The following is a 24,618-nucleotide window of genomic DNA, read 5'->3' as shown; positions in this document are numbered from 1 at the left end:
CCTCTTTACCGGGCCGTTTCAGGCCCGGATTTTTCATGACATTCAAGGACCACAAACATGGCCCCCAAAGTACTCGTATCCGACAAACTCAGCGAAACCGCCGTGCAGATCTTCCGCGACCGCGGCATCGACGTGGATTTCATGCCCGATCTGGGCAAGGACAAGGACAAGCTGGCCGAGCTGATTGGCCAATATGACGGTCTGGCTATCCGCTCGGCCACAAAGGTCACGCCGACGCTGCTGGAAAAAGCCGACAATCTGAAGGTCATCGGCCGCGCCGGTATCGGCACCGACAATGTCGATAAGGATGCCGCGTCGAAAAAGGGTGTGATCGTCATGAACACGCCGTTTGGCAACATGATCACCACCGCCGAACACGCAATAGCGATGATGTTCGCCGTTGCGCGCCAGATCCCCGAGGCCAGCACGTCGACCCATGCAGGCAAATGGGAAAAGTCCAAATTCATGGGCATCGAGCTGACTAATAAGACCCTCGGTGTCATTGGCGCGGGCAACATTGGCGGCATCGTCTGTGAACGTGCGCTGGGCCTGAAGATGAAGGTCGTCGCCTACGATCCCTATCTGGGCGAAGAGAAAGCCGCCAAGATGGGCGTCGAAAAGGTCGAGCTGGACGAATTGCTGGCCCGCGCCGATTTCATCACCCTGCACGTACCGCTGACAGACCAGACCCGTAATATCCTGAGCCGCGAAAACCTGGCCAAGACCAAGCCTGGCGTGCGCATCGTCAACTGCGCCCGTGGTGGTCTGGTCGACGAAGAGGCACTGGCCGAGATGCTGCAATCCGGGCATGTCGCAGGGGCCGCGTTTGATGTATTCAAAGAAGAACCGGCAAAGGACAACCCGCTGTTCAACTTGCCGAACGTCGTTTGCACGCCACACCTTGGCGCAGCAACGACCGAGGCACAGGAAAATGTTGCCCTGCAGGTGGCTGAACAGATCTCGAACTATCTGCTGACTGGTGCGGTGGAAAACGCGCTGAACATGCCCAGCGTCACTGCAGAAGAAGCCAAGATCATGGGTCCATGGATCAAGCTGGCCGGTCACCTGGGCAGTTTCATTGGTCAGATGACCGATGAACCAGTTAAGGCAATCAACATCCTGTATGATGGCGTCGCGGCTGAGATGAACCTGGCTGCCCTGAACTGCGCCGTGGTTGCCGGGATCATGAAAAAGTTCAACCCGGAAGTGAACATGGTGTCGGCCCCGGTTGTAGCGAAAGAGCGCGGGATTCAGCTGTCGACCACCAATCAGGACAAGACCGGTGTCTTTGACGGCTACATCAAGGTGACTGTGGTAACCGACAAGCGCGAACGCTCAATCGGGGGTACGGTTTTCAGCGATGGCAAGCCGCGCTTTATCCAGATCAAAGGCATCAATATCGATGCCGAGGTCGGTGCCCATATGCTCTATACCACCAACGAAGACGTTCCGGGTATCATCGGTGCGCTGGGTCAGACCATGGGCGAGAACAACGTAAACATCGCTAACTTTACTCTGGGCCGTGCCGAGGCGGGCGGAGAAGCGATTGCGCTCCTTTATGTGGACGAGCCGGTTCCCGCCGAAGCGCGCGCGAAACTGGCGGAAACTGGGTTGTTCACTCAGATCAAGCCGCTGGAATTTGACGTGGCCTGAGTTTTGGCCCGAAGATTGTGACCATAGCGATGCCCGTGCAAAATTTGTGCGGGCATTGTCTTTTTTCTGCAACCGAGTTGTTGCACAAAGTGTCTGACATATTCCAAGAGGCAACGTTTTGAGCATCCCAATTTACGCGGTCGGCGATATCCATGGGCAACTGGGCATGCTGCAAAACGCGCTATCCCTTATCGAGGCGGATGGCGGGCCGGGTGCGCGGGTTGTCTTTCTGGGGGACTACGTGGATCGTGGCCCGAACAGCCGCGAGGTGCTGGATCTGCTGATCGAAGGCCAACGCGCCGGGCGAAACTGGGTTATGGTCAAAGGCAACCACGACCGAATGATGGTCCGTTTCGTGCAGGATTGCGAGATTGCAGACAAGCAGTTGCCGATTACTTTGAACTGGCTGAATCCCCGGCTTGGTGGTCAGGAGACGCTGGCATCTTACGGTGTCGAGGTCACGGACAATGACCGGATCTTTCAGGTTCACGAACGGGCCTGCGCCGCTGTGCCGCCGGCACATCTAGACTTTATCAATGCTCTGCCGACCTTTCATCAAGAGGGCGAGCTTTTGTTCGTTCACGCTGGCATCCGGCCTGGTGTCCCTTTGGCGCAGCAATCCGAGGATGATCTGGTTTGGATACGCCAGGAGTTCCTGCACGATGCACGTACGTACCCCTGGCTGATTGTGCATGGGCATACTCCGGTGGACCGGGCCGAGCATTGCGGAAATCGAGTCAATCTGGACGCAGGGGCCGGTTATTGTCGACCACTGGCCACAGCTGTGTTCGAAGGGCGTCAGTGCTGGTTGCTGACGGACGCCGGTCGGGTCCTGTTAGAGCCTAATCCGCAGTAAACATATCTTTGTAAAGCTCGCGCAAGGCGTTCTTTTGCACTTTCCCCATGGTGTTTCGGGGCAGTTCATTCAGCACAATCAGTTTGCTGGGATGTTTGAACCGCGCCAGTTGGTTCTGAACGCTGGCCATGATGGCATCAAGGTCAAGCGCTCGGCCCGGTTCTGCAACCAGAATACCCAGAACGGTTTCGCCGAAGTCAGCGTGTGGTACGCCAATCACGGCGCTTTCAAGCACGCCGGGCTGGCCATCCAGAACCAGCTCGGCCTCTTTGGGGTAGATGTTGAACCCACCCGAAATGATCAGGTCTTTGCCGCGACCCACGATGTGTACGTAACCATCCGCATCCACGCGCCCGAGATCACCGGTGATAAAGTACCCGTCTTCGCGCAATTCCGCGGCGGTTTTTTCGGGCATTTGCCAATAGCCTTCGAAGACGTTTGGTCCGCGCACTTCGATCATGCCAATTTCACCCAGTGGCAACGCCTCGCCGGATTCAGGGTCGGTTACCTTTAGCTCGACACCCGGCAACGGGAACCCGACAGTTCCTGCGCGACGTTCACCGTCATACGGGTTCGAGGTGTTCATATTGGTTTCTGTCATCCCATAGCGTTCCAGGATGCGGTGTCCGGTCCGGTCTTCGAAACGTTCATGTGTTTCGGCCAGCAGCGGGGCTGAACCCGAGATGAACAGCCTCATGTGCTGCGCCAGATCACCGGTGAACCGATCATCCGCCAGCAATCGGGTATAAAAGGTCGGCACGCCCATCATCGAGGTCGCATTGGGCATCAGGCGCAGAATGTCATCCGGATCAAACTTCGGCAAAAAGATCATCGATCCGCCCGAGGCCAGAATAACGTTCGTCGCTACAAACAGCCCGTGGGTATGAAAGATCGGCAAGGCGTGCAGCAGCACATCATCCTGCGTAAACCGCCATTCGTCCACCAGGGTCTCGGCGTTGGACAGCAGGTTGGCTTGCGTCAGCATCGCACCTTTGGAGCGCCCGGTCGTGCCAGACGTATATAGGAACGCGGCAAGATCATTCTCTGCCCGCTTGACCGGTCCGAACGCAGGAAGCATGCCCAAAGCCCGCCGCATCAGACTGCCCGAGCCGTCAGCGTTGAGCGTCTCTAACCTGGCGTTTTGCGCCTCGGCGATGGGCGTCAGTTCCGCTTGTTTGGCGGCATCGCAAACCACCAGCGCAGCCCCACTGTTTTCGATGAAATAGCTAAGCTCGGCGGATGTGTAGGCCGTGTTCAACGGCAAAAAGATCAATCCGGTTTGCGCGCAAGCCGCGTAGAGAGCCAGCGCTTCTGGTGACTTTTCCACCTGAACAGCAACTCGGTCTCCGGGCTCAAGCTCGTACCCGTTCAACGCGTTTGCTATGCGCGACGCCATGTCCAGAAAGGCTGCATGGGTAATGGTTTGGCCGTCAGGCAGGTGAAGAAACGGCGTATCCTTGCCCGCATGGATACCAAACAACCGATCATAGAGCGGGTTACCCATCCCATACTTCCTTCTCGCAGGACCAGATTGCCCCGAATCTGGCGTGGATTAGAGGCACGGTAAAGCGGAAATCGTGGTCAACTCAGAACTGAGTGGTCATTCGGTACCCCGCGGCGAAGTACATCTTTGCAAAGGTGACAGGCTGGCCCTCAAGCCATGTGATCCGCTCGCCCGTAAACACCGGCTCACCTATGGGCAGGTCCAGGAACGCGGCCACCGATTCATCGGCGCGACTGGCCAGGAAGCTCAGCTCGACATTGGTGAAGGGAACGGTCTGTATAAGCCATTCATTCGGGCCTATTGAGGCGAAGTCCGCATTCACCACCTGCGGAACCGAGTCTATGACGATCCATCTGTCTTCGTACTGAAAAGGTGTGTTGCCGTTAAAGTGCATGCAGCGCACGTGCATCACGTGTTGGTCCGGTTTTAGCGCCAGTCTTGCGGACAGCCAATCGGGCGCTTGCCCGGCAACTGACGAGACCAGCGCGTAACGATAGACTCCGCCCAACGCCTCAACCTCGTCCCGCACTTTGGGGATCGTGAATCGGGCCTGCCTTTGCGGCGCGCTTAGAACCCGTGTACCGGCTTTGCGGCGACGCTCCAGAAATCCTTCGTCCGCCAGCTCTCGCATTGCGCGGTTCACGGTCGTTCTGGTGCACGAGAATTCGACGGCAAGATCCTGTTCGTTGGGCAGCAGCGTATCCGGCTGCCACTCACCAGACCGAATGCGCGCCAGTACGGTTTCCTTGATGTCCCTGTAGCTGGTGGTTTCGTTCGGTTGGGTCATGGTGCCTCTGGTTACCTGAATAGGTTCGTTTAGACGTCGGCCAATAGATCAGCAATCGCCGACCGGTACGCGGGAACGATCCGGTCCCGATCGATGTGGAGGCCTTGTTGCACCATGTGACGCCCCGCTGACCAAAGATCCGTCACCAACCCGTCCGGCGCTGCAAAGCACAGCCCGTCAAGCACCTGTTCGTCAGTCAGTGCGCAGATCGTGGGGTGAGATCGGTCGATCGCAACAAGGTCGGCCAGCTTGCCGACTGCGATTTCCCCGGCATTTCGTCCCAATGCCTGCGCGCCCCCTTGTGCGGCCCCTGTATACAACGCCTGACCGACTGAGCCTTCATTTTTGACCAAAACCGTCCGCGCATGGTCCCGCAGGCGTTGGGAATATTCCAAAGTCCGCAGTTCCTCAGGCAGAGAAATCCTCACGTTAGAGTCTGATCCCACGCCAAAGCGACCACCTTCTTCGACATAAACTGCACCGTTGAAAATACCGTCGCCTAAATTCGCCTCGGTAATCGGGCACAACCCGGCTACGGCGCCCGAGCGCGCAACGGCGCGCGTTTCGGCATCGGTCATATGAGTTGCGTGGATAAGGCACCACCGGTCATCGACGTCGACATGGTCCAGCAGCCACTCGACCGGCCGCTGTCCCAGCGCGGCCTCTACATCGGCCACTTCCTTTAGCTGTTCGGCGATGTGGATGTGGACGGGACCATCAGAAGTGGCATTCAGAAGCTCGCGCAAATCGTCAGGCGATGTTGCCCGCAGAGAATGCGGGGCGATACCGATCACAGAATCCGCATGCGGTAGGGCCAAACGGCATTCCTCGACCAGGTTCAGAAACTGATCCACAGAATTGCCAAAGCGCAGCTGACCGCCAGCCAAGGGTTGTTGTTCGACACCGCCGTAGGTGTAGAGAACCGGAAGGTGCGTCAGCCCGATTCCAGTTTGGGTGGCTGCGGCAAATATGCGCTGGCTCAGTTCCGACACGTGGTCGTAGCGCCCGCCGCCCGGCTGATGATGGACATAGTGAAACTCACCGACCGAGGAATATCCGGCCTCTTGCATCTCCAAATAGACCAAAGCGGCAATGGCCTCTACGTGATCCGGCGTCAATCTGTCCAGGAACCGGTACATCAAGGTGCGCCAGGTCCAAAAGCTCTCGCGCCCGGCGGCGCGCACTTCTGTCATACCGGCCATCGCGCGCTGAAAGGCGTGGCTGTGCAGGTTTCCCAAGGCTGGCAGCAAGACATCAACCTGTGTGTCTCCGGATCGCGCGGTCGCTTGTGTTTCCAGGCTTTGGATCTGACCGCGCGCGATTTCTACCCGCAAGTTACTGACCCAATGAGAGCCTAATAATGCCGTTTTTGCGTGGATGGTCATCGCATTTCCATTTTGTGTAGACTTTAAACTTTTATACGTATACGAAAAATCTAACGACAAAGGGAGCCCAAAAGAATCGATATGGCCAAAAAATCTGTCCTTTTGGGCACGCGGGTGGCGACCATGGACGATGGTGCCGAGCGCTATGGAATGGTTCAGGACGCGGCCCTTGCCGTTGAAGGTGAGAAAATTACCTGGATTGGACCACGGAATGCGCTGCCTGCCGACTATTCTGACTGGCCGACCGTGGACTATGGCGACCGGCTGATAACGCCGGCGCCAATCGACGCCCACACCCATGTCGTCTTTGGTGGCAACAGGGCGGTCGAGTTCGAAATGCGCCTGAATGGTGCCTCATATGAAGAGATCGCGCGCGCAGGTGGTGGAATTCTGTCGACGGTCACAGCGACCCGTTCGGCCAGCGAAGAGGCCCTGTTAGAGGATGCCCTGACCCGAGTGGACGCCCTGTTGGCCGAGGGCGTGTCGTGCATCGAGGTCAAGTCGGGCTATGGTCTGGACACCGACACAGAACTCAAGATGCTGCGCGCCGCGCGCCGGATCGGCGAAGTGCGCCCGGTGCGAGTGAAAACAAGTTTTCTAGGAGCACATGCGGTACCGCCTGAGTTTCAGGGTCGCGCCGATGCCTACCTTCGCGATGTGTGCATTCCGACTCTGCGTTTGGCGCATGACGAGGGCCTGGTGGATGCCGTTGATGGCTTTTGCGAGGGGATCGCCTTTGATCCGTCTCAGATCGCTAAGGTCTTTGATGTGGCGAAAGAATTGAACCTTCCTGTCAAGTTGCATGCAGAGCAGCTTTCGAACCTCGGAGGGGCAGCCCTGGCGGCTTCGTACGGGGCGTTGTCGGCAGATCATATCGAATATCTGGACGAGGCTGGCGTGGCCGCCATGGCACAAGCCGGAACCGTGGGCGTGCTGCTGCCGGGGGCGTTCTATACGCTGCACGAAACGCAGGCGCCGCCGGTTGAACTGCTGCGCCAGTATGGGGTGCCGATTGCGCTGGCGACGGATTGCAACCCCGGCTCGTCCCCTCTGACGTCGCTTCTGCTGACCATGAATATGGCGTGCACCTTGTTCCGCCTGACGCCGGAAGAGGCATTGGCTGGCGTGACCCGCAATGCGGCGCAAGCCTTGGGCCTGACCGACACTGGCACAATAACTGAAGGCAAACGCGCGGACCTGACGGTATGGGACATCACGCACCCAGCCGAGCTGTCCTATCGGATCGGCTTCAACCCCCTGCACACTCGTATTTTCGGAGGTTTGTGATGAAGACCCTGTCGCTTGTGCCCGGTCAGGTTACGCTGTCGGATCTGTCCGAAGTGTATTGGTCGCAGCCCGCAGTATCGCTGGATGACGGGTGCAAACCCAAGGTGGAGGCTGCAGCCAATCGCATTCTCGAAGCTGCGGCCGGGGAAGACCCGGTTTATGGTGTTAACACCGGGTTCGGAAAGCTGGCCAGCCACAAGATCGCGGCCAAGGATACTTCGACCCTTCAGCGCAACCTGATCCTTAGCCATTGCTGCGGCGTTGGTTCGGCCGTGCCACGCCGTGTAACCCGGCTGATGATGACGCTAAAGCTGTTGTCTTTCGGACGCGGAGCATCGGGCGTGCGTTGGGAGCTGATCGACCTGTTGCAGCAGATGCTGGCCAAGGGCGTGACCCCGGTTATTCCCGCGCAGGGGTCGGTCGGGGCCTCGGGCGATCTTGCGCCCCTGGCACATATGACAGCCGTAGTCATCGGCGAAGGTGAAGCCGAGGTTGACGGAACCATCCTGCCGGGAGGGAAAGCGCTAAAATCAGTTGGATTAGAGCCTGTTCAACTCGGTCCAAAGGAAGGGCTTGCCTTCATCAACGGCACGCAATTCTCGACTGCTTTTGCGCTGGCCGGTTTGTTCGAAGCCTGGCGTGCAGCGCAAAGCGCGCTGGTCATCTCGGCCCTGTCGACGGATGCGATCATGGGGTCGACCGCGCCCTTGCAGCCCGAAATCCATACCCTGCGTGGGCACCGCGGCCAGACCGAAGCCGCCAGCGCCATGCGTGCCACACTGGCCGGGTCCGAGATCCGCGAAAGCCACCGGGACGGCGATACGCGCGTTCAGGACCCATATTGCATCCGATGCCAGCCGCAGGTCACCGGTGCGGCCATGGACGTCATGCGCCAAGCAGCCACCACGCTTGAGATCGAGGCGAACGCGGCCACCGATAACCCGCTGGTTCTGACTGAGGCGGGTGCCATCGTTTCAGGCGGAAATTTTCATGCCGAACCTGTCGGCTTTTCTGCAGACATGATTGCGCTGGCAGTGTCCGAGGTCGGCGCGATTGCGCAGCGGCGCATTGCCTTGATGGTCGACCCGACGCTCAGCTTTGATCTGCCGCCGTTCCTGACGCCTGATCCCGGATTGAACTCGGGCCTGATGATTGCCGAAGTCACGACCGCCGCCTTGATGAGCGAGAACAAACACCTTGCCAATCCTTGCGTGACCGACAGCACACCGACCTCGGCCAACCAGGAGGATCACGTGTCGATGGCTGCACATGGTGCGCGGCGTCTGACGCGGATGGTCGAAAACCTGAACTACATTCTTGGTGTTGAGTTGCTTTGCGCCGCTCAGGGGGTGGAGTTCCGCGCACCGCTGGCAACCAGCGGACCATTGCAACGCGTCATGCACAGAGTACGGGCAGAGATACCAACACTGAACGAAGACCGCTATTTGGCACCCGATCTGGAAACATCCAAGTGCTTGGTGGCTGAGGGTGACATCCTTGGGGCAGTGGGTGCCCAGATGCCGGGGCTGTTCTGATGCAGGTGTTCAGCGTGCAGCGCGGGGACGGTCCCATTGTGCTGGGCCAGCCTCATGGCGGAACTTATGTGCCAGACGAAATAAAGGCCCGCCTGAATGACAACGGGCGCGGTTTGGCCGATACCGACTGGCACATAAACAGGCTCTATGAAGGAATATTGGACGATATCACGGTCGTGCAGTCGCATGTTCATCGCTATGTCATCGACGCCAATCGTGATCCATTCGGAGCCTCGCTATATCCCGGCCAGAATACCACCACCCTTGTGCCTCTGACCGATTTCGATGGGCAGCAGATCTGGAATGACGGGCAATCTCCGTCCGAGGATGAAGTCGAAGATCGACGGCGCAAATATCACGCACCTTATCACGCTGCCCTGCTGGACGAACTGAGCCGCGTTCGGGATCGGCACGGTGTGGCGATTCTGTTTGACTGCCACTCGATCCGGTCACTGATCCCGTTTCTGTTCGAAGGCGAATTGCCGGTGTTCAACACTGGAACCAATGATGGGCTGACGTGCGACACGGCCATTGAGCAAGCCGTGCACGACGTGGCGAGCAAGGCCGAAGGTTTCACTTCGGTCCTGAATGGCCGGTTTCGCGGTGGATGGACCACCCGCCACTATGGTCGCCCTTCTGATGGCATACACGCCATCCAGATGGAGATCGCGCAGCGGGCTTACATGGACGAGACACCCCCGTGGACATGGCGCGAGGACCGCGCTGCGAACTTGCGCCCTCATTTGACAACTATGCTGACCCGCCTCAACGATCTTGCCCACTCGGGCGCATTGACCAGACAAGGAGCCCAGAAATGAGCGATCCGCGCAAAAACACCCGCGACATCTATCCACCGACCGGCCCCGAGTTGAACGCCAAAAGCTGGGTGACCGAGGCCCCGCTGCGGATGCTGATGAACAATCTGCACCCAGATGTGGCCGAGAACCCGCATGAGCTGGTCGTCTATGGTGGCATCGGACGCGCGGCCCGCACGTGGGAAGATTTCGACACTATTGTTGACGGTCTGAAGGATTTGGAGGAAGACGAAACGCTGATCGTCCAGTCCGGCAAACCGGTCGCGATCATCCGCACGCACAAGGATGCGCCGCGGGTGCTAATCGCCAATTCCAACCTCGTCCCACATTGGGCGACCTGGGATCACTTCAACGAGCTCGATAAGAAGGGCCTGATGATGTACGGCCAGATGACCGCTGGCTCGTGGATCTATATTGGGACGCAGGGTATCGTTCAGGGCACCTATGAGACCTTTGCCGAAGCGGGGCGTCAGCACTACGACGGTGACCTGACGGGCAAGTGGATTCTGACCGGAGGTCTGGGTGGAATGGGCGGCGCGCAACCGTTGGCGGCTGTGTTTGCAGGGGCCAGTTGTTTGGCAGTTGAGTGCAACCCGGACAGCATCGATTTCCGTCTGCGGACAAAATACCTCGACGAGAAAGCCGAGACGCTGGACGAAGCGTTGGAGATGATCGACCGCTGGACCAAGGCGGGCGAAGCGAAGTCGGTTGGTCTGCTGGGCAATGCGGCAGAGGTTTTCCCCGAGATCTATGCTCGGATGCAGGCGGGCGGGATGCGTCCTGATATCGTCACCGACCAAACCAGCGCGCATGATCCGATTAACGGTTATCTGCCATTGGGCTGGACCATGGGAGAGTGGCGCGAGAAGCGTGAAACAGACCCTAAAGAAGTAGAAAAGGCCGCTCGTGCCTCGATGAAGCAGCATGTCGCGGCGATGGTGGATTTCTGGAACGCGGACGTTCCGACGCTGGATTACGGCAATAACATCCGGCAGGTCGCTCAGGATGAGGGGCTTGAGAACGCCTTTGCTTTCCCCGGCTTTGTACCCGCCTATATCCGCCCGCTGTTTTGTAAAGGCATCGGCCCGTTCCGCTGGTGTGCTCTTTCGGGCGACCCCGAGGACATCTACAAAACCGATGCCAAGATGAAGGAACTGTTCCCCGAGAATGAGCACCTGCATCGCTGGATCGACATGGCGCAAGAGCGGATCGCGTTTCAGGGTCTACCTGCGCGTATCTGCTGGATAGGGCTTGGCGACCGACACCGCGCTGGGCTGGCGTTCAATGAGATGGTCGCCAATGGCGAGCTGAAGGCGCCGGTCGTGATTGGACGTGACCATCTGGACTCGGGATCGGTGGCCAGCCCCAACCGCGAGACTGAAGCGATGCTTGACGGCTCGGACGCCGTGAGCGACTGGCCGTTGCTGAATGCGCTGATCAACACAGCCAGTGGGGCGACGTGGGTCTCGCTGCACCATGGCGGCGGTGTCGGAATGGGCTTCAGCCAACACGCGGGTGTGGTGATCTGTGCTGATGGCACCGAAGATGCCGCCCGGCGGTTGGAGCGGGTTCTTTGGAATGACCCGGCCTCGGGCGTTTGGCGTCACGCGGATGCGGGGTACGACATTGCCAAGGATTGCGCGCGGGCCAATGGGCTGCGCCTGCCGGGTATTTTGGGCTAGTTCGAAACTGTGTCTGGCGAAAATGCTGCACCTGCGATATTCGCAGGTGAGCTTGCCGGAGATCAAACATGTACGTTGCCACCCTGTTGACCAACCCCAACGCGCCGACGCTGGAGTTGTCGCTGGTCGAGTCATTGCGGAATGCATGGGGCGGCGACGAAATCGTGTGGCTCAGCCCGGATGAAACTGCAGAGTTTTCCCTGACCGAAATGCCGGGCAACCGGTGGGATGTCTGGGTGGACCTTCAGAAAATGGGCGTGGATATGGTTGTCCAACAGTCTGAGGGCCGCCGTAAGAAGATGCTGTTGGCCGATATGGACAGCACCATGATCCAACAGGAATGCATCGACGAACTTGCGGATGAGGCCGGCGTCGGCGAACGCGTCAAGGACATTACCGCACGTGCGATGAATGGCGAGTTGGACTTTGAAGGCGCGCTGACCGAGCGGGTTGGCCTGCTGAAAGGTCTGGATGAGGCGGTGATCGGCAAAGTACTGGACGAACGCATCACTCTGATGCCGGGCGGCAAGGAACTGGTCGCGACGATGCGCCAGAACGGAGGCTATGCCGCCTTGGTCTCGGGCGGGTTCACGGCGTTTACCGCGAAAGTGGCCGAGGTGCTGGGCTTTCATGAGAACCGCGCCAACACTCTGCTGGCCCAAGACGGAAAACTGACCGGGGATGTGGCGCGACCCATTCTGGGGCGACAAGCCAAGGTGGATGCCTTGGAGCAGATCACCGCGCGACTGGGCTTGCGTGAAGAAGACGTTATTGCCGTAGGCGACGGGGCCAACGATCTGGGGATGCTGCAACGCGCGGGAACAGGGGTGGCCCTGCATGCCAAGCCCACGGTTGCCGAGCAATGCGAGGTTCGGATCAACCATGGCGATCTGACGGCATTGCTGTACGTTCAGGGCTATAGCCGCTCGGAACTTGTGTCCGGTTAAAGGTCTTCCCTTTATTTAACGTACATGTTAAATAAAGGCTATGAACACTCTGATAAACGCTTTTTCTGCTTTGTCCGATTCCACTCGGTTTTCGATCGTTGAGCAACTGATGCAGGACGGAGAGTTGCCTGCCGGTGACCTGATCCAAGGGCGCGGAATGTCGGGCGCAGCGATTTCGCGCCATCTGAAAGTGCTGCGCGAGGCCGGATTGGTGCAACAGCGCGTCCACGGCACCCAGCGGATGTATTCTATCCAGCCCGACGGGCTGCGGGCGATTGCGGAATGGACGATCTCAAAACGTCAGTTCTGGGAAAACAGCCTCGATCGTCTGGGCGACCTGATTGAAAGGGAAAACTCATGGCCGACCTGAAACTGGAACGTGAATTCCCGACCACACCAGAAAACCTGTTTGCCTGGATCAGCGATGGGGCGAAACTGTTGCAGTGGTGGGGGCCCGAAGGGGTGCATGTGCCCGAGCATGACCTGAATTTCTCACGCACGGGGCCTTGGTATTCAATAATGAAGAATGCAGAAGGCCAGACATTCAAAGTGTCCGGTCATGTCACCCATGTTGATCCGCCCAATTCGGTTGGGTTCACTTGGGCCTGGCATGACGATCAGGACCAGCGCGGGCCGGAAAGTCACGTGACGTTTTCGGTCGTTGCGACCGAAAACGGGGCGCGGTTGGTTCTGGACCACCGCGAACTGGCAGATGCCGAGGCCGCAGCAAACCACAACATGGGCTGGACATCATCGCTGGCCAAGCTTGAGGCGCAGTTTGGATAAGTTTTCATTAGGGAGGAAATAAAATGCCACAATATTTGTTTGTCTATCACGGCGGAACTACACCAACCGACCCTGCCGAAGTCGAAGCAACTATGGCCGCCTGGGGCGCATGGTTTCAAGGCATGGGTGAGGCGCTGGACATACCCGGCAATCCGGTTGGTCAATCCTATACGGTCAGCAACGGAAGCGTCGTCGACAATGGCGGCGCAAACCCGGCATCCGGCTTTACGGTTGTAAAGGCCGAGAGCATTGATGCTGCGACCGAAATGGCCAAGGGCTGTCCCATGGTGGTCAACGGTTCAGGCTCGGTCGAGGTGGCCGAGGTGCATGAAATCGAAATGTAACCTTAGCCGGGGAACCCCGGCGCAGGCCTGATTACGCCGCATTCCAGCCCGCGACGGCTGTATTGCGTGGCATTCATGAATTTGCGGGTGGCCGGGTGATCGGCCTCCAGCACACCAAGGCTTACCAGAATCGCGGCGATTGCGCATTCGCTGGCGTGGGTGGTGCCATCAGTGATTTTCAGCGCAACACCCATTCGTTTTTCCGGGATGATGGCAATGAACACCGCCTCAGCCCCTGTTTTGATTGCAGCGCGGCCATCCATAGCGCGCATCAGTTCTGTACAGGCGCGGCTTTCGCCCGCCACCAGTTCGGGGTGCTTGATCATGGCCGCCGTAAGCTGTTGCGCTGCGTCGCTGGCACGGTCCGACCGGTCAGCGGCCGAGGCAAACCACGCCATCGAACGCGCCAGTCCCACCAGTGATGTCGCAAAGTTCGGGGCCGAACATCCATCGATTCCATAGGCAGGACTGGTTTCTCCAGTGGTATCTTCCAGCGCGGACAGGCAGGCTTGCTGTACGGGGTGGTCGATCTCAAGGTATTCCGGTCCCGCGCCCATGTGCAGTGCGACCGTCAGAAACCCGCAATGTTTGCCCGAGCAATTGTTGTGGATCTGGCAGGGCGTGTCATCGGCAATTATCAGCCCGTCGCGCGCGGCCATGTCTTGCGGTTCTTGCGGACCGCAGCGCAGATCGTGTTCGGTCAAGCCCAAGTGATCCAGCCAGGCAGTAACCCTGTCGGTATGGATATGTGCGCCGCTATGCGAGGCACAGGCGAGGGCCAGATGCTCGGAGTTCAGGCCATATTTGGCGGCTGCACCCGATGTGATCAGCGGCAGCCCCTGGATCATTTTTGCAGAAGACCGAGGGTAAATCACCGCGTCCGGATCGCCCCAACTGCGTACGATATGACCGCTGTCGTCGCAGATCACTGCGTGGCCCAGATGCAGGCTTTCCAACAAGGGGCCTCGCCATAGTTCTGTCATTGGTACCGGCTGCGTCATCTGGCCCCTCCATTATATGCGCAAAAATCTGCCAATCGCCCTTTCGCCTGTGGCGAAACCTGCGTTAGTGTGTGTATGTCGACAATCATCGGAATACGCAACTTACAGACGAACCGACAGAGTTCGTATGCGGTCTCGATGGGTATGAGGTATTAGGTCGAGCTAGGAGGCTGGACAGATGGGATTAAAACTCGTCCGCACAATTGCGGGTCTGTGCGTGGCAGGAATGGCCACAACCGCAATCGCTCAGCAGGCGACCAGCACCAATCGGGTTGCTGCGAAGACCGACTGGAGCGTTTTTGTGGAGAAAGATCCCACAGAGTGCTGGAGCGTATCCGCGCCCAAAGAGACTGTGAACACCAAAGGCGGACGCGTGGTTTCGGTGCGCCGCAGCGACATCCTGTTGTTCGTATTCTACCGCCCGAATGCCGAAGTCAAAGGTCAAGTGACCTTTACTGGCGGCTATCCTTTCGCGGCAGGATCGACGGTCACCCTTGAGATTGACGGCACCGAGTTCGCTTTGATCACCGAAGGTGAATGGGCCTGGCCGGCAACCGAAGGCGAAGATCTGAAGGTCGTCGCAGCGATGAAGCGCGGCACCGAGGCTGTTCTGACCGCCCGGTCCGAGCGCGGCACCCAGACCAAAGACACCTTCTCGCTGTTGGGTTTCAGTGCTGCGATCGAAGACGCCGAAAAGCGCTGCACCCAATAAGCAAGGACAACAGGTTCGCGCAGTCCCGTCATTTGGCGGGGCTTTTTCGTGGGCGATCATACGTGTCATCTGATCATTACGTTACGTCCACCCCCCCCCAATTGATCCGCATCAAGGCAAGCGATCCATTTTTCTGAACCAATCAGTTCAAATATATGGAAGGAGCTTATCCATGCTGAACAAACCCCTTGCTGTCGTGTTGGTGGTTGCCGCCGTGTTTTTGAGTGCATGTGAAAAAAACAACGAAACATATCCGGTATCTGGCGAGCAATGCGGCCCGAAAGACCCCGTGCAAACTTTGGACGCGGATGATTGCGACATCCTACCTGCAGGGATCTGACATGTTCACCTGATCTGATTCCTCGCAATCGTAATGCAGATAGTTCGGCCGCATCGGTTTGGCCTTTGCGGCCGACTTGCAATTGGGACCACAGCGCAACGCGTGCTACGGTGGCCACATACAAGGGTTCATATGTGGAAACGGATAATGCGTTACGTCTTGATTGCAGTGTTTTTCTCGTCGGCCGCGTGGGCGGATCCCAGTCTGGAATGTTACGACGCAGGTTCGCAGGTCGAAATCGGAGCCTGCGTTGGGGAAATGGAGAAACGCGTGAATATGGCTGTTGAGACAAGCTATGGCTTCGCCATGCAGTCCGCAGTTGAGCTGGACGAGGTCACAGACCGTGTGGTCGCACAACCGGCGCTTGAGGCTGCGCAAGCGGCATGGAAAGGATATCGCGATGCGCAATGTGAAGCTGTGGGTGCTTCATACGGCGGCGGCTCTGGCACCGGTATCGCCATTGCATCCTGCCGCGTCGATCTGGGCCGGGCGCGCGCGGATGAATTGCTGCGCATGGCAAATTAAATGATACGAATTCTTTTGATCTTTGCGCGCGATCCTATATAGAGGCGCATCCCAAGCCCGAATTCGTTGAGATAGCAACATGTCGCCCAAAGCGCCGATCACTCAAGATGTCATGACCATCCCCCGCAAATTGCCCGAGGGGAAGATCAACCTTGTCGGGTTAACCCGTGATCAGTTGCGAGACGCTCTGATCGAACATGGCACGCCGGAAAAGCAGGCCAAGATGCGGACCGGGCAGATTTGGCAGTGGATCTATCAATGGGGCGTGCGCGATTTTGCCGAGATGACCAACCTCGCCAAAGCGTATCGTGCGCAACTGGCTGAGAATTTCGTTGTGGAAATCCCCGAAGTCGTGACTCGGCAGGTGTCCGAAGACGGCACGCGCAAGTACCTGTGCCGCATCGCGGGTGGCCATGAGGTTGAGGTTGTCTACATCCCCGAAGAGGATCGCGGGACGCTGTGCATCTCGTCTCAGGTTGGCTGCACGCTGACCTGTTCCTTCTGCCATACGGGCACGCAGAAACTGGTGCGCAACCTGACGGCTGCAGAAATCGTCGGTCAGGTGATGATGGCCCGCGACGATCTGGACGAATGGCCGACCCCTGGTGCGCCAAAGGACGAAACACGCCTTTTGTCGAACATCGTTCTGATGGGCATGGGTGAGCCGCTTTATAACTTCGAAAACGTGCGCGACGCGATGAAGATCGCCATGGACCCCGAAGGCATTTCTCTGTCACGCCGTCGGATCACCCTGTCGACGTCCGGCGTGGTGCCGGAAATTGCGCGCACAGCTGACGAGATCGGCTGTTTGCTGGCGATCTCGTTCCACGCGACAACGGATGAAACCCGCGATTTTCTGGTGCCCATCAACAAGCGCTGGAACATCCAAGAGCTGCTGCAGGCGCTGGCAAGCTATCCCAAGGTGTCCAATTCCGAGCGGATTACTTTTGAATACGTGATGCTGGATGGTGTGAATGATAGCGACGAAGATGCGCATCGCTTGATCGACCACATCAAAAGCCACAACATTCCCGCCAAGATCAACCTGATTCCGTTCAACGAATGGCCCGGCGCGCCTTACAAGCGCAGCTCGAACAACCGCATCCGCGCGTTTGCGAACATCATTTATCAGGCAGGCTATGCCTCTCCCATTCGCAAGACGCGTGGTGAGGACATCATGGCAGCTTGTGGTCAGTTGAAATCGGCCACAGAGCGCGCGCGCAAGTCGCGCAAGCAGATCGAAGCCGAAGCGGGATTGCAGAGCTGACAAGCCCAAATTTCGTGCAAACTACGCCAAGAAATTAATTTTCTGGCCGCTGTTATTTGTATGCACAATTTGATATGTTTTGGGGGCTGAAACCGGCTGCCTAGGCCTCACGCTTGCGCACAAAGCAGTGAGAGTCGCATTCCGGTCGTGGCGCGTTTGTTCATGGTCGCTATCATTTTACACGTAACTTGCGGCGTTCAGGCGAACCTTTTGAAGCAGGTGGGCCAAATACATGTTTGTACGATTTATAAGACTGTTTCCGACATTTCTTGCGGCTTTGTTTGTGGTGGGGCTTGCTGCGCATCAGACTGGCGCTCAATCCAGTGGTGAGGATGCTCACCTTGCCATTGAAAATCCTGCCGAGCTGTCCAAAGAAGAAGCCTTGGGCATCTACAAGTCCCTGCAGCGCCGGATGGAGCGTGGCTATGCCGCCGCGCAGTTAGATTTGCTGATGAACTATCAGGCATGGCCGCTGTTCAACGACGCGCCTTACATCTCGGCAACCCATGGGCAGCGCTATGTGAACAGCTATGCCAACCGCATGGCGCACAACTATGGCACTTTGGCCGAGGGTGAAAAGCTGCCGATGGGGTCAGTGCTGGCCAAGGACAGTGTCACGGTCACCGACGAGGGCAACGTCCATCCCGGTGCCCTGTTCGTGATGGAAAAACTGGCACAAGGTACCAGCCCGGAAACAGCGGACTGGCGTTACATCATGGTGATGCCGGATGGGTCCCTGTTTGGTGACACGATGGGCGCGCGTTCGGACGCTGTCGTCTATTGCCATGATTGTCACGAAGCGGTGGCTGATCGGGATTACACGTTCTTTGTTCCCGAAGAGTATATTGTCGGCAACTAAGCGCGGGTCATTTGCGACCAAACCGCGCCGAACCGATCACCTCGATCAATGTCAGACGCACCGGCTCCGGTTGCGTTTCTACCGCATTAAGAACCTCGCGTAACTCGGCCCGAAGGCCGTGCATCTGGTCGATCAGTGAGATCATCATCGACAGCGCATCAGGCTCCATCTCGTATTGGTCGTGCAGCTCGCACGCCAGCTCCAGCCGCGCAACGTCAAGGGTGTGATACACCAGTCCCTGCTCGGTTTGCTCGGGAATGACGATTTCGGCAGCCAGGTATTCGGTCAACCGGGTCGAGGTCAGGCGCGTGACGGTTGCGATCAGCTGCTCCTCGGTCAGGGTGCGGGTCATGACGGCATTCCTTTCCGCGGATCATAGCTGTGGGTTTCGCGCCATGTCCCCATGAATTGCTTCAGATCATCATCAATCTGGTCCGGCATGGACACGGTCAGTTCGATCAACTGATCCCCGCGATCAGACGAGCCGCGCTTCTTAACTCCCTTGCCACGCAAGCGCAGGGTTTTACCGCTGCTGGTGCCAGCCGGGACACTGACATTGACGCCACCGTCAATCGTGGGGGCAGGAACCTTGCCACCCAGAATGGCCTCATCAATCGTGATCGGTAGTGTGATATGAATATCGTCGCCCTTGCGATCAAAGACCGGATGCTTTGCCACTAACACAGTGACCAAAGCATCGCCGGGCGGGCCTTCGCCAAAACCCGGATCGCCTTTGCCGCGCAGGCGGATGGTTTGTCCATCGGTGATGCCCGCAGGAATCTTCACCTCGATCCGGTCACCATCTGGAAGCGTCAGCTTTTGGCTGGCGCCGAACACCGCGTCCAGAAAACTGATCTGCAAGTTGTAAGCGCGATTGTGGCCCGGCGCGTGGAATTCGTGCGTGCGCTGCTGGTATCCTCCGCGGCCCCGCATGAATTCGGCAAAGATGTCTGACATGTCATCGGGGTCTGCTGCGCGCCCACGATAAGGATTCCCGGCGGCCTCGGCATATTCGCGATAATACTGCTGCTGGGGACGTTCCTGACCCGAGGCATCAATCTCACCACTATCGTACCGCGCGCGCGTGTCCGGGTCTTTCAATAGGTCATAGGCCGACGCCGCGTCTTTGAACTTGGCCTCTGCCTCGGCATCCCCGGGCTTGAGATCCGGGTGGCATTCTTTTGCAATGCGCCGATATGCCTTTTTGATCTCGGCGGCGCTGGCGTCTTTGGCGACACCAAGAACGGTATAGGGATCGTCGCTCATCACATCTCTCGTCGATGGGGGTGGGTCTGAACTTTATGAATGTGTTTTATCATGCGATTTCAATGACCCAAAAGGAAGCGGCTTTTGAAACCGCTCGCAAATTCCTTCGAGTCTGTTAACATCTGCATGTTTCTAATTGATCATTCACGGAGAACCCCATGACGCGCAGAATAAAATCCGCACTGGCCCTGTTGGCCGGGAATGCCATCGGGTTGTTGCTTGCAACGCTGTTGTTGTCGGGGTTTGCGATCAAGCCGATTTCATTCATCGTCGTGGTGATCGTGTTCACCCTGGTGCAGGTGGTGGCCGAGCCGCTGATCCTGAAGCTGGGTGAGAAAAAAGCCCCCTCCATCAAGGGTGGGATTGCCTTGATCGTGACATTTGTCGGACTGTTGGTGACTGATCTGATTACGGCCGGGTTAACCGTTGGCGGCGTCGCCAACCTGTTGGCAGCAACTTTGCTGGTTTGGCTAGGCGCACTGATCGCCAGCATTGTGCTGCCGATCTATGTGTTCACCGAACTGCGCGAGCCCAAGAAATAATCAAAGCCCGTTCAGGCTGCTCTCAATCGCCTGCCACAATTCTTCCTTCGGTTCACAGCCGACAGACAGGCGGATAAAGGCCGGATCGACGTCATCGCCCCAGCGTGCGCGTCTTTCGGCAGAACTGTGAACACCGCCGAACGATGTGGCCGGTCGCAGCATCGGGCAGGTGTTGATGAAAGTTTCGGCCTTTTCCTCGGTCTCTAACGTGATCGACAACAAGAACCCGAACCGGGACGTCTGCGCCTTGGCCAGAGCATAGGACAGGTCATCCGACAGGCCGGGATAGCGGATCTGTTTCACGGCCTCATGTTCTGCCAACCGTTCCGCGAGCACTTGCGCCGATGCACACATCCGGTCGAAACGAACGTCCAGCGTTTCCAACCCGCGATGCAGCAGCCATGCCTCATGCGGGCCGGGGATCGCGCCGGAAACGCGCCGCCATTCCTCGACCCGTTCCATGATCTGCGCGTTGCGGCTGGCGACATGACCCATTAGCAGGTCCGAATGCCCGCCCATTGCCTTGGTATCCGAAGCAACCACCACGTCGATGCCCAAATCCAACGGGCGTTGACCCAGTGGGGTCATCGTTGTGTTGTCGGCAATCGTGAGACCGCCCGCCGCGCGAACGGCGCTAGCGATCGCGGGCAGGTCCATCATATCCAGACCGGGGTTCGAGGGGCTTTCCAAAAAGACCACGTCAAACCCGTCGAACCCGCCTTCTGCGAACGCCGTCGTCGGACGCTCAGTAACCGAGACACTCAGATTGGATAGGAACCGATCGGCCAGCAATCGTGTGACATAATACCCGTCCGAGGGGATCAGGATATGGGACCCGGCTTTGACCGTCGCGAACAAAGCGGCAGAAATCGCCCCCATGCCTGACGGAAAGGACAGACAGGGCGCGTCTTCCAGATGGGACAGGACGTGTTCCAGATGCACCCATGTCGGGTTGTCGACCCGTCCATAGGTCGGATGCCCGTCAGGTGCGCCGGGCAGATGGTACATACTGCTTTGCGTCAGTGGCAGGGCCACCGGATCGCCCTTGCTCAATGCGTTCCCGCGCAGGTGCAACATCTCACCGGTCTTTGGCGGCTTCATGTCTCAGCGCCCCGGAATTTCATCGCGGGGTGGGGCCGGTTCCCAGTTTTCAATAATATCGACCGCCTCTTGCGCGGTATCCACGAAGCGGAACAGGTCGAGATCCTCGTCCGAGATCGTGCCCGCATCGGCCAGCGCCTCCCAGTTGATGACTTTCTCCCAGAACTCACGGCCAAACAACAGGAAGGGCACACGCTCCATCCGGCCGGTTTGGATCAGCGTCAGGGATTCGAACAGCTCGTCCATCGTGCCGAAGCCGCCGGGGAAAATGGTGATGGCGCGGGCGCGCATCAGGAAATGCATCTTGCGAATGGCGAAATAGTGGAAGTTGAAGCTGAGATCCGGCGTCACATATTCATTGGGCGCCTGCTCATGCGGCAACACGATGTTCAGACCTATCGAGCAACCGCCCGCATCCTGCGCGCCACGGTTTCCAGCCTCCATCACGCCGGGGCCACCACCGGTGACGATCACGTTTTCCCGGCAACCGGTTTCGTTGGACTTTTCGGTCATCAGGCGGGCAAACTCACGCGCTTCGTCATAGTATTTTGACAATCCCGCCAATGTATCCGTCCGCGCGGTGTGTTTTTGCGCGGGTTCCGGAATGCGCGCGCCACCGAACATGACGATGGTCGAGGTGATCTCGCGCTCGGTCATGATCATCTCGGGCTTCAGCAATTCCAGCTGCAAACGCACGGGGCGCAGCTCATCCCGGCACAGGAAATCATCGTCGGCAAAGGCAAGGCGATAGGCGGGTGAGCGCGTCTGCGGCGTGTCCGGCACCTCGCTCGCGGTCGAGCGGTCAGTCTGGGCGTCGCGGAAAGGGCTGAGGCGGTCTTCTCTCATGGGTGATGGTTCCCTGCTTGCGTGTTCATAAAACAGCTATAGGGTTCGCGGGCAGAGTGCCAGTCACGGAAGAACAAGAATGAATTGGAAAAGTGAAATTTCAGCCGCAGCCAACCGGATCGATGGCTATGCGCAGGTGACACCGGTGATTGAAATCCGCGTGCCCGGATTGGATCATTCGGTCGAAATGAAGCTGGAGCACATGCAGCATACTGGCAGCTTCAAGGCGCGTGGGGCGTTCAATACGCTGCTCAGTTTGGACGTGCCCGAGGCTGGCGTTGTGGCAGCATCTGGCGGCAATCACGGTGCGGCGGCGGCGTATGCGGCACAAACGTTGGGATATCCGGCCAAGATTTTCGTGCCAGACCTTGCCGGACCATCCAAGATCGCCCTGATTGAACAGACGGGCGCAGATCTGACAGTTGTACAGGGTGAATACGCTAACGCGCTGAGCGAGGCCAAAGCGCATGAGGCAGCAACCGGGGCGATGCAAATCCACGCCTATGATGCACCGGCAACCGTAGCAGGGCAGGGCACGTGTTTTGCCGAATGGGAGGCACAGGGACTGCAGGCTGACACCATTCTGGTTGCTGTGGGCGGCGGTGGCTTGATTGGCGGGGCTTTGGGTTGGTTTGATGGCGCTCGGAAAGTCGTAGCAGTCGAACCGGAAACCTCCTGCGCGCTGAACGCGGCGCTGCAGGCGGGTGAACCGGTGGATGTCTCGGTCTCGGGGATAGCAGCCAACGCGCTGGGCGCGCGGCGGATCGGAGGGATTTGTTTCGATCTTGCGCAGGGAATGACATCTGTTCTTGTCTCAGACGAGGCGATTGCAGCCGCGCAAAAGGCGCTGTGGCAGACCCGTCGCATATTGGTCGAACCGGCCGGTGCGACCGCGTTGGCGGCTTTGACCTCAGGTGTTTACAAGCCAGAACCGGACGAACGCGTGGCGGTTCTGGTTTGCGGGGGAAATATTGCCCCGGACCCGCTGATGGGGTGAATTATCGACTTGTGGAAGGTGGTTAAGGATTTTATCGATAATCTATGACCACTACGATCGCCGACACAATTTACCAAAATCTTAGACAGAAGATTATCACCGGTGAACTGCTTGCCGGTGAAAAGTTGCGTCAGGATCACATCGCGCGAGCCTTTGAGACCAGTCATGTACCGGTGCGTGAGGCTTTGCTACGTCTGGAAGCGCACGGGTTGGCCCAAAGTGAGCCGCGCCGCGGTATGCGTGTTTCGGCGCTGGACCCGGCAGAAGTGCGCGAAGTGGTTGAAATGCGCGTCGCGCTGGAATCCCTAGCCTTGCAGCATTCGGTACAGAATATGACGCCTGGTGCGCTGAAAGAGGCGGATGATGCCCGGATTGCCTGCGATGCTGCGCAAACGATGCCCGAGTGGGAAGCGTGCAACCGTACCTTTCATCGCTCGATCCTGACGCCATGCGGGTTGCCACGCCTGCTGCATGCGATTGATGACCTGCATATCGCCGGCGCGCGCCACCTATTTGCCCATTGGCGCCCCAAGTGGGTACACCGTGCGGATGGTGACCACGCAGCCATCGTTCAGGCGCTCAAGCGCAAGGACGCGGCCACGGCGACGGCCATTCTGACGCGCCATATCCGCCGCGCCAGCTGAACACAGGTCAAGCTAGCCGCAAATCGTACCTTCTGCGTCGCATTGCACCGCGAGATGCAGTTGCGTATAGGCCAAACAAACGTGAACAGATTCTGCAGGGAGCCATCCGATGTCCAACGCGCAACTGGAAACCGCTATCGAAGCCGCCTGGGAGGCGCGCGACACCATCACGCCCGCCACCACCGGCGAACAACGTGAAGCGATCGAAGACACACTGAACGCGCTGGACAGCGGCACGTTGCGGGTTGCTGAAAAGCTGGAGAGCGGCGATTGGCATGTGAACCAGTGGGCCAAGAAGGCGGTTCTGCTTGGCTTCCGCATCAAGGATATGGAAATCCAGACCGGTGGTCCGCAGGACGGCGGCTGGTGGGACAAGGTGGACAGCAAGTTCGCCGGTTGGGGTGAAAACCAGTGGCGTGCCGCTGGTTTCCGCGCGGTGCCGAACTGTGTCGTCCGTAAATCCGCCTATGTCGCACCCGGCGTGGTTCTGATGCCGTCCTTCGTGAACCTGGGCGCCTATGTCGACGAAGGCACCATGGTCGACACTTGGGCCACCGTTGGTTCCTGCGCGCAGATTGGTAAAAACGTACACCTGTCAGGCGGTGTTGGCATCGGCGGAGTTTTGGAGCCAATGCAAGCTGGCCCGACCATCATCGAAGACAATTGCTTTATCGGCGCACGCTCGGAAGTGGTCGAAGGCTGCATCGTGCGCGAAGGCTCGGTTTTGGGAATGGGCGTCTTTATCGGCAAATCCACAAAGATCGTGGATCGCGAAACCGGCGAAGTCACTTATGGCGAAGTGCCGCCCTATTCGGTTGTTGTCGCGGGCTCGATGCCATCCAAGAACAACGTCAACCTGTATTGCGCCGTGATCGTAAAGCGCGTGGACGAGAAGACCCGTTCGAAAACCGGGATCAACGAACTGCTGCGCGACTAA

27 protein-coding genes are annotated in these 24,618 nt (G+C 58.3%); 19 read left to right on the top strand and 8 right to left on the bottom strand.

Annotated elements, in window-relative coordinates:
• Window positions 1-57 precede the first annotated feature (57 nt).
• On the top strand, window positions 58-1,653 hold the full coding sequence (gene serA / locus AC2FI9_RS14870) for a phosphoglycerate dehydrogenase (RefSeq protein ID WP_496726497.1): 1,596 nt from the start codon (window positions 58-60) through the stop codon (window positions 1,651-1,653).
• 118 nt (window positions 1,654-1,771) lie between these two features.
• A complete protein-coding gene (locus tag AC2FI9_RS14865) occupies window positions 1,772-2,509 on the top strand; it encodes a metallophosphoesterase family protein (protein ID WP_496768683.1) in 738 nt (245 codons plus the stop codon).
• On the opposite strand, the gene AC2FI9_RS14860 is transcribed toward AC2FI9_RS14865, so the two are convergent.
• From AC2FI9_RS14860 to AC2FI9_RS14850, 3 genes are all read right to left on the bottom strand, one after another.
• On the bottom strand, window positions 2,496-4,013 hold the full coding sequence (locus tag AC2FI9_RS14860) for a malonate--CoA ligase (RefSeq protein ID WP_496768681.1): 1,518 nt from the start codon (window positions 4,011-4,013) through the stop codon (window positions 2,496-2,498). The genes AC2FI9_RS14865 and AC2FI9_RS14860 overlap by 14 nt on opposite strands.
• Window positions 4,014-4,095: 82 nt before the next feature.
• Window positions 4,096-4,800: a histidine utilization transcriptional repressor HutC gene (hutC, locus tag AC2FI9_RS14855; RefSeq protein WP_496768679.1), complete on the bottom strand. Its 705-nt coding sequence runs from the start codon at window positions 4,798-4,800 to the stop codon at window positions 4,096-4,098.
• A gap of 29 nt (window positions 4,801-4,829) precedes the next feature.
• Window positions 4,830-6,185 carry a formimidoylglutamate deiminase gene (locus AC2FI9_RS14850; RefSeq protein WP_496768677.1) on the bottom strand — a complete coding sequence of 452 codons (1,356 nt, stop codon included), beginning with the start codon at window positions 6,183-6,185 and terminating at the stop codon, window positions 4,830-4,832.
• A gap of 81 nt (window positions 6,186-6,266) precedes the next feature.
• Between AC2FI9_RS14850 and hutI the strand changes: the two genes are divergently transcribed.
• The 8 genes from hutI to AC2FI9_RS14810 all read left to right on the top strand — a co-directional run bounded on the left by hutI (window position 6,267) and on the right by AC2FI9_RS14810 (window position 13,581).
• The gene (gene hutI / locus AC2FI9_RS14845) at window positions 6,267-7,472 is read left to right on the top strand and encodes an imidazolonepropionase (RefSeq protein WP_496768675.1); all 1,206 of its coding nucleotides are present in this window, start codon (window positions 6,267-6,269) and stop codon (window positions 7,470-7,472) included.
• Entirely contained in the window at window positions 7,472-9,007 is a 1,536-nt protein-coding gene (hutH, locus tag AC2FI9_RS14840; protein ID WP_496768673.1) for a histidine ammonia-lyase, read from the top strand. Before hutI ends, hutH begins: the two co-directional genes overlap by 1 nt.
• Window positions 9,007-9,825 carry an N-formylglutamate deformylase gene (gene hutG, locus AC2FI9_RS14835; RefSeq protein WP_496768671.1) on the top strand — a complete coding sequence of 273 codons (819 nt, stop codon included), beginning with the start codon at window positions 9,007-9,009 and terminating at the stop codon, window positions 9,823-9,825. The genes hutH and hutG overlap by 1 nt, the downstream gene beginning before the upstream one ends.
• Window positions 9,822-11,504 carry a urocanate hydratase gene (hutU, locus tag AC2FI9_RS14830; RefSeq protein WP_496768667.1) on the top strand — a complete coding sequence of 561 codons (1,683 nt, stop codon included), beginning with the start codon at window positions 9,822-9,824 and terminating at the stop codon, window positions 11,502-11,504. The genes hutG and hutU overlap by 4 nt, the downstream gene beginning before the upstream one ends.
• A gap of 68 nt (window positions 11,505-11,572) precedes the next feature.
• A complete protein-coding gene (gene serB, locus AC2FI9_RS14825; protein ID WP_496768664.1) occupies window positions 11,573-12,451 on the top strand; it encodes a phosphoserine phosphatase SerB in 879 nt (292 codons plus the stop codon).
• A gap of 40 nt (window positions 12,452-12,491) precedes the next feature.
• The gene (locus AC2FI9_RS14820; RefSeq protein WP_282120371.1) at window positions 12,492-12,821 is read left to right on the top strand and encodes an ArsR/SmtB family transcription factor; all 330 of its coding nucleotides are present in this window, start codon (window positions 12,492-12,494) and stop codon (window positions 12,819-12,821) included.
• Window positions 12,809-13,237 (top strand): SRPBCC family protein, encoded by a 429-nt coding sequence (locus AC2FI9_RS14815; RefSeq protein ID WP_282120370.1) that lies wholly within the window; start codon window positions 12,809-12,811, stop codon window positions 13,235-13,237. The genes AC2FI9_RS14820 and AC2FI9_RS14815 overlap by 13 nt, the downstream gene beginning before the upstream one ends.
• 23 nt (window positions 13,238-13,260) lie before the next feature.
• Entirely contained in the window at window positions 13,261-13,581 is a 321-nt protein-coding gene (locus AC2FI9_RS14810; protein ID WP_496768661.1) for a YciI family protein, read from the top strand.
• Window positions 13,582-13,583: 2 nt separating this feature from the next.
• Here AC2FI9_RS14810 and AC2FI9_RS14805 read toward each other — a convergent pair whose 3' ends face one another.
• Window positions 13,584-14,582, bottom strand: a complete 999-nt coding sequence (locus AC2FI9_RS14805) for an asparaginase (protein WP_496768657.1) — start codon at window positions 14,580-14,582, stop codon at window positions 13,584-13,586.
• Between the two features lie 178 nt (window positions 14,583-14,760).
• Between AC2FI9_RS14805 and AC2FI9_RS14800 the strand changes: the two genes are divergently transcribed.
• From AC2FI9_RS14800 to AC2FI9_RS14780, 5 genes are all read left to right on the top strand, one after another.
• Window positions 14,761-15,294, top strand: coding sequence for an invasion associated locus B family protein (locus tag AC2FI9_RS14800; RefSeq protein ID WP_058272619.1), 534 nt, complete (start codon window positions 14,761-14,763; stop codon window positions 15,292-15,294).
• A gap of 172 nt (window positions 15,295-15,466) precedes the next feature.
• Entirely contained in the window at window positions 15,467-15,634 is a 168-nt protein-coding gene (locus AC2FI9_RS14795) for a hypothetical protein (protein ID WP_199520039.1), read from the top strand.
• Between the two features lie 147 nt (window positions 15,635-15,781).
• On the top strand, window positions 15,782-16,159 hold the full coding sequence (locus AC2FI9_RS14790; RefSeq protein WP_496768655.1) for a lysozyme inhibitor LprI family protein: 378 nt from the start codon (window positions 15,782-15,784) through the stop codon (window positions 16,157-16,159).
• Window positions 16,160-16,238: 79 nt separating this feature from the next.
• Complete coding sequence (gene rlmN / locus AC2FI9_RS14785; protein ID WP_282152923.1) at window positions 16,239-17,426, top strand: dual-specificity RNA methyltransferase RlmN; 1,188 nt, start codon at window positions 16,239-16,241, stop codon at window positions 17,424-17,426.
• Window positions 17,427-17,658: 232 nt separating this feature from the next.
• Window positions 17,659-18,285, top strand: a complete 627-nt coding sequence (locus AC2FI9_RS14780; protein WP_496768653.1) for a cytochrome P460 family protein — start codon at window positions 17,659-17,661, stop codon at window positions 18,283-18,285.
• Between the two features lie 7 nt (window positions 18,286-18,292).
• Here the strand turns inward: AC2FI9_RS14780 and AC2FI9_RS14775 are convergent, their stop codons facing one another.
• Together AC2FI9_RS14775 and AC2FI9_RS14770 are read right to left on the bottom strand one after the other, a co-directional pair.
• The gene (locus tag AC2FI9_RS14775; RefSeq protein ID WP_496768651.1) at window positions 18,293-18,637 is read right to left on the bottom strand and encodes a hypothetical protein; all 345 of its coding nucleotides are present in this window, start codon (window positions 18,635-18,637) and stop codon (window positions 18,293-18,295) included.
• The gene (locus AC2FI9_RS14770) at window positions 18,634-19,551 is read right to left on the bottom strand and encodes a DnaJ C-terminal domain-containing protein (protein ID WP_496768649.1); all 918 of its coding nucleotides are present in this window, start codon (window positions 19,549-19,551) and stop codon (window positions 18,634-18,636) included. The genes AC2FI9_RS14775 and AC2FI9_RS14770 overlap by 4 nt, the downstream gene beginning before the upstream one ends.
• Window positions 19,552-19,709: 158 nt before the next feature.
• Between AC2FI9_RS14770 and AC2FI9_RS14765 the strand changes: the two genes are divergently transcribed.
• A complete protein-coding gene (locus AC2FI9_RS14765; protein WP_496735539.1) occupies window positions 19,710-20,093 on the top strand; it encodes a hypothetical protein in 384 nt (127 codons plus the stop codon).
• Here the strand turns inward: AC2FI9_RS14765 and AC2FI9_RS14760 are convergent, their stop codons facing one another.
• Together AC2FI9_RS14760 and AC2FI9_RS14755 are read right to left on the bottom strand one after the other, a co-directional pair.
• Window positions 20,094-21,194 carry a cystathionine gamma-lyase gene (locus AC2FI9_RS14760; protein WP_496768646.1) on the bottom strand — a complete coding sequence of 367 codons (1,101 nt, stop codon included), beginning with the start codon at window positions 21,192-21,194 and terminating at the stop codon, window positions 20,094-20,096.
• 3 nt (window positions 21,195-21,197) lie between these two features.
• Entirely contained in the window at window positions 21,198-22,040 is an 843-nt protein-coding gene (locus AC2FI9_RS14755) for an LOG family protein (protein ID WP_496768644.1), read from the bottom strand.
• Window positions 22,041-22,119: 79 nt separating this feature from the next.
• Here AC2FI9_RS14755 and AC2FI9_RS14750 point away from each other — a divergent pair, with 79 nt between their 5' ends.
• The 3 genes from AC2FI9_RS14750 to dapD all read left to right on the top strand — a co-directional run bounded on the left by AC2FI9_RS14750 (window position 22,120) and on the right by dapD (window position 24,618).
• Window positions 22,120-23,037 carry a threonine/serine dehydratase gene (locus tag AC2FI9_RS14750; protein ID WP_496768643.1) on the top strand — a complete coding sequence of 306 codons (918 nt, stop codon included), beginning with the start codon at window positions 22,120-22,122 and terminating at the stop codon, window positions 23,035-23,037.
• A gap of 44 nt (window positions 23,038-23,081) precedes the next feature.
• Window positions 23,082-23,681 (top strand): GntR family transcriptional regulator, encoded by a 600-nt coding sequence (locus AC2FI9_RS14745; RefSeq protein ID WP_058279708.1) that lies wholly within the window; start codon window positions 23,082-23,084, stop codon window positions 23,679-23,681.
• Window positions 23,682-23,790: 109 nt separating this feature from the next.
• The gene (dapD, locus tag AC2FI9_RS14740; protein ID WP_496768641.1) at window positions 23,791-24,618 is read left to right on the top strand and encodes a 2,3,4,5-tetrahydropyridine-2,6-dicarboxylate N-succinyltransferase; all 828 of its coding nucleotides are present in this window, start codon (window positions 23,791-23,793) and stop codon (window positions 24,616-24,618) included.

The sequence above is a fragment of the Ruegeria sp. CDSA246 genome (assembly GCF_059611225.1).
This window is presented reverse-complemented; position numbering and strand designations above follow the sequence as displayed.

What these genes read in the sequence shown, in the direction of transcription:
- serB (WP_496768664.1), top strand. Translation starts at nt 11,573, where the DNA reads ATGTACGTTGCCACCCTGTTGACCAACCCCAACGCGCCGACGCTGGAG.
- hutG (WP_496768671.1), top strand. Translation starts at nt 9,007, where the DNA reads ATGCAGGTGTTCAGCGTGCAGCGCGGGGACGGTCCCATTGTGCTGGGC.
- AC2FI9_RS14775 (WP_496768651.1), bottom strand. Translation starts at nt 18,637, where the DNA reads ATGACCCGCACCCTGACCGAGGAGCAGCTGATCGCAACCGTCACGCGC.
- AC2FI9_RS14800 (WP_058272619.1), top strand. Translation starts at nt 14,761, where the DNA reads ATGGGATTAAAACTCGTCCGCACAATTGCGGGTCTGTGCGTGGCAGGA.
- AC2FI9_RS14860 (WP_496768681.1), bottom strand. Translation starts at nt 4,013, where the DNA reads ATGGGTAACCCGCTCTATGATCGGTTGTTTGGTATCCATGCGGGCAAG.
- hutI (WP_496768675.1), top strand. Translation starts at nt 6,267, where the DNA reads ATGGCCAAAAAATCTGTCCTTTTGGGCACGCGGGTGGCGACCATGGAC.
- serA (WP_496726497.1), top strand. Translation starts at nt 58, where the DNA reads ATGGCCCCCAAAGTACTCGTATCCGACAAACTCAGCGAAACCGCCGTG.
- AC2FI9_RS14790 (WP_496768655.1), top strand. Translation starts at nt 15,782, where the DNA reads ATGCGTTACGTCTTGATTGCAGTGTTTTTCTCGTCGGCCGCGTGGGCG.
- hutU (WP_496768667.1), top strand. Translation starts at nt 9,822, where the DNA reads ATGAGCGATCCGCGCAAAAACACCCGCGACATCTATCCACCGACCGGC.
- hutH (WP_496768673.1), top strand. Translation starts at nt 7,472, where the DNA reads ATGAAGACCCTGTCGCTTGTGCCCGGTCAGGTTACGCTGTCGGATCTG.
- AC2FI9_RS14780 (WP_496768653.1), top strand. Translation starts at nt 17,659, where the DNA reads ATGTTTGTACGATTTATAAGACTGTTTCCGACATTTCTTGCGGCTTTG.
- AC2FI9_RS14795 (WP_199520039.1), top strand. Translation starts at nt 15,467, where the DNA reads ATGCTGAACAAACCCCTTGCTGTCGTGTTGGTGGTTGCCGCCGTGTTT.
- AC2FI9_RS14750 (WP_496768643.1), top strand. Translation starts at nt 22,120, where the DNA reads ATGAATTGGAAAAGTGAAATTTCAGCCGCAGCCAACCGGATCGATGGC.
- AC2FI9_RS14760 (WP_496768646.1), bottom strand. Translation starts at nt 21,194, where the DNA reads ATGAAGCCGCCAAAGACCGGTGAGATGTTGCACCTGCGCGGGAACGCA.
- AC2FI9_RS14755 (WP_496768644.1), bottom strand. Translation starts at nt 22,040, where the DNA reads ATGAGAGAAGACCGCCTCAGCCCTTTCCGCGACGCCCAGACTGACCGC.
- rlmN (WP_282152923.1), top strand. Translation starts at nt 16,239, where the DNA reads ATGTCGCCCAAAGCGCCGATCACTCAAGATGTCATGACCATCCCCCGC.
- AC2FI9_RS14850 (WP_496768677.1), bottom strand. Translation starts at nt 6,185, where the DNA reads ATGACCATCCACGCAAAAACGGCATTATTAGGCTCTCATTGGGTCAGT.
- hutC (WP_496768679.1), bottom strand. Translation starts at nt 4,800, where the DNA reads ATGACCCAACCGAACGAAACCACCAGCTACAGGGACATCAAGGAAACC.
- AC2FI9_RS14745 (WP_058279708.1), top strand. Translation starts at nt 23,082, where the DNA reads ATGACCACTACGATCGCCGACACAATTTACCAAAATCTTAGACAGAAG.
- AC2FI9_RS14805 (WP_496768657.1), bottom strand. Translation starts at nt 14,582, where the DNA reads ATGACGCAGCCGGTACCAATGACAGAACTATGGCGAGGCCCCTTGTTG.
- AC2FI9_RS14765 (WP_496735539.1), top strand. Translation starts at nt 19,710, where the DNA reads ATGACGCGCAGAATAAAATCCGCACTGGCCCTGTTGGCCGGGAATGCC.
- AC2FI9_RS14820 (WP_282120371.1), top strand. Translation starts at nt 12,492, where the DNA reads ATGAACACTCTGATAAACGCTTTTTCTGCTTTGTCCGATTCCACTCGG.
- AC2FI9_RS14815 (WP_282120370.1), top strand. Translation starts at nt 12,809, where the DNA reads ATGGCCGACCTGAAACTGGAACGTGAATTCCCGACCACACCAGAAAAC.
- AC2FI9_RS14810 (WP_496768661.1), top strand. Translation starts at nt 13,261, where the DNA reads ATGCCACAATATTTGTTTGTCTATCACGGCGGAACTACACCAACCGAC.
- dapD (WP_496768641.1), top strand. Translation starts at nt 23,791, where the DNA reads ATGTCCAACGCGCAACTGGAAACCGCTATCGAAGCCGCCTGGGAGGCG.
- AC2FI9_RS14770 (WP_496768649.1), bottom strand. Translation starts at nt 19,551, where the DNA reads ATGAGCGACGATCCCTATACCGTTCTTGGTGTCGCCAAAGACGCCAGC.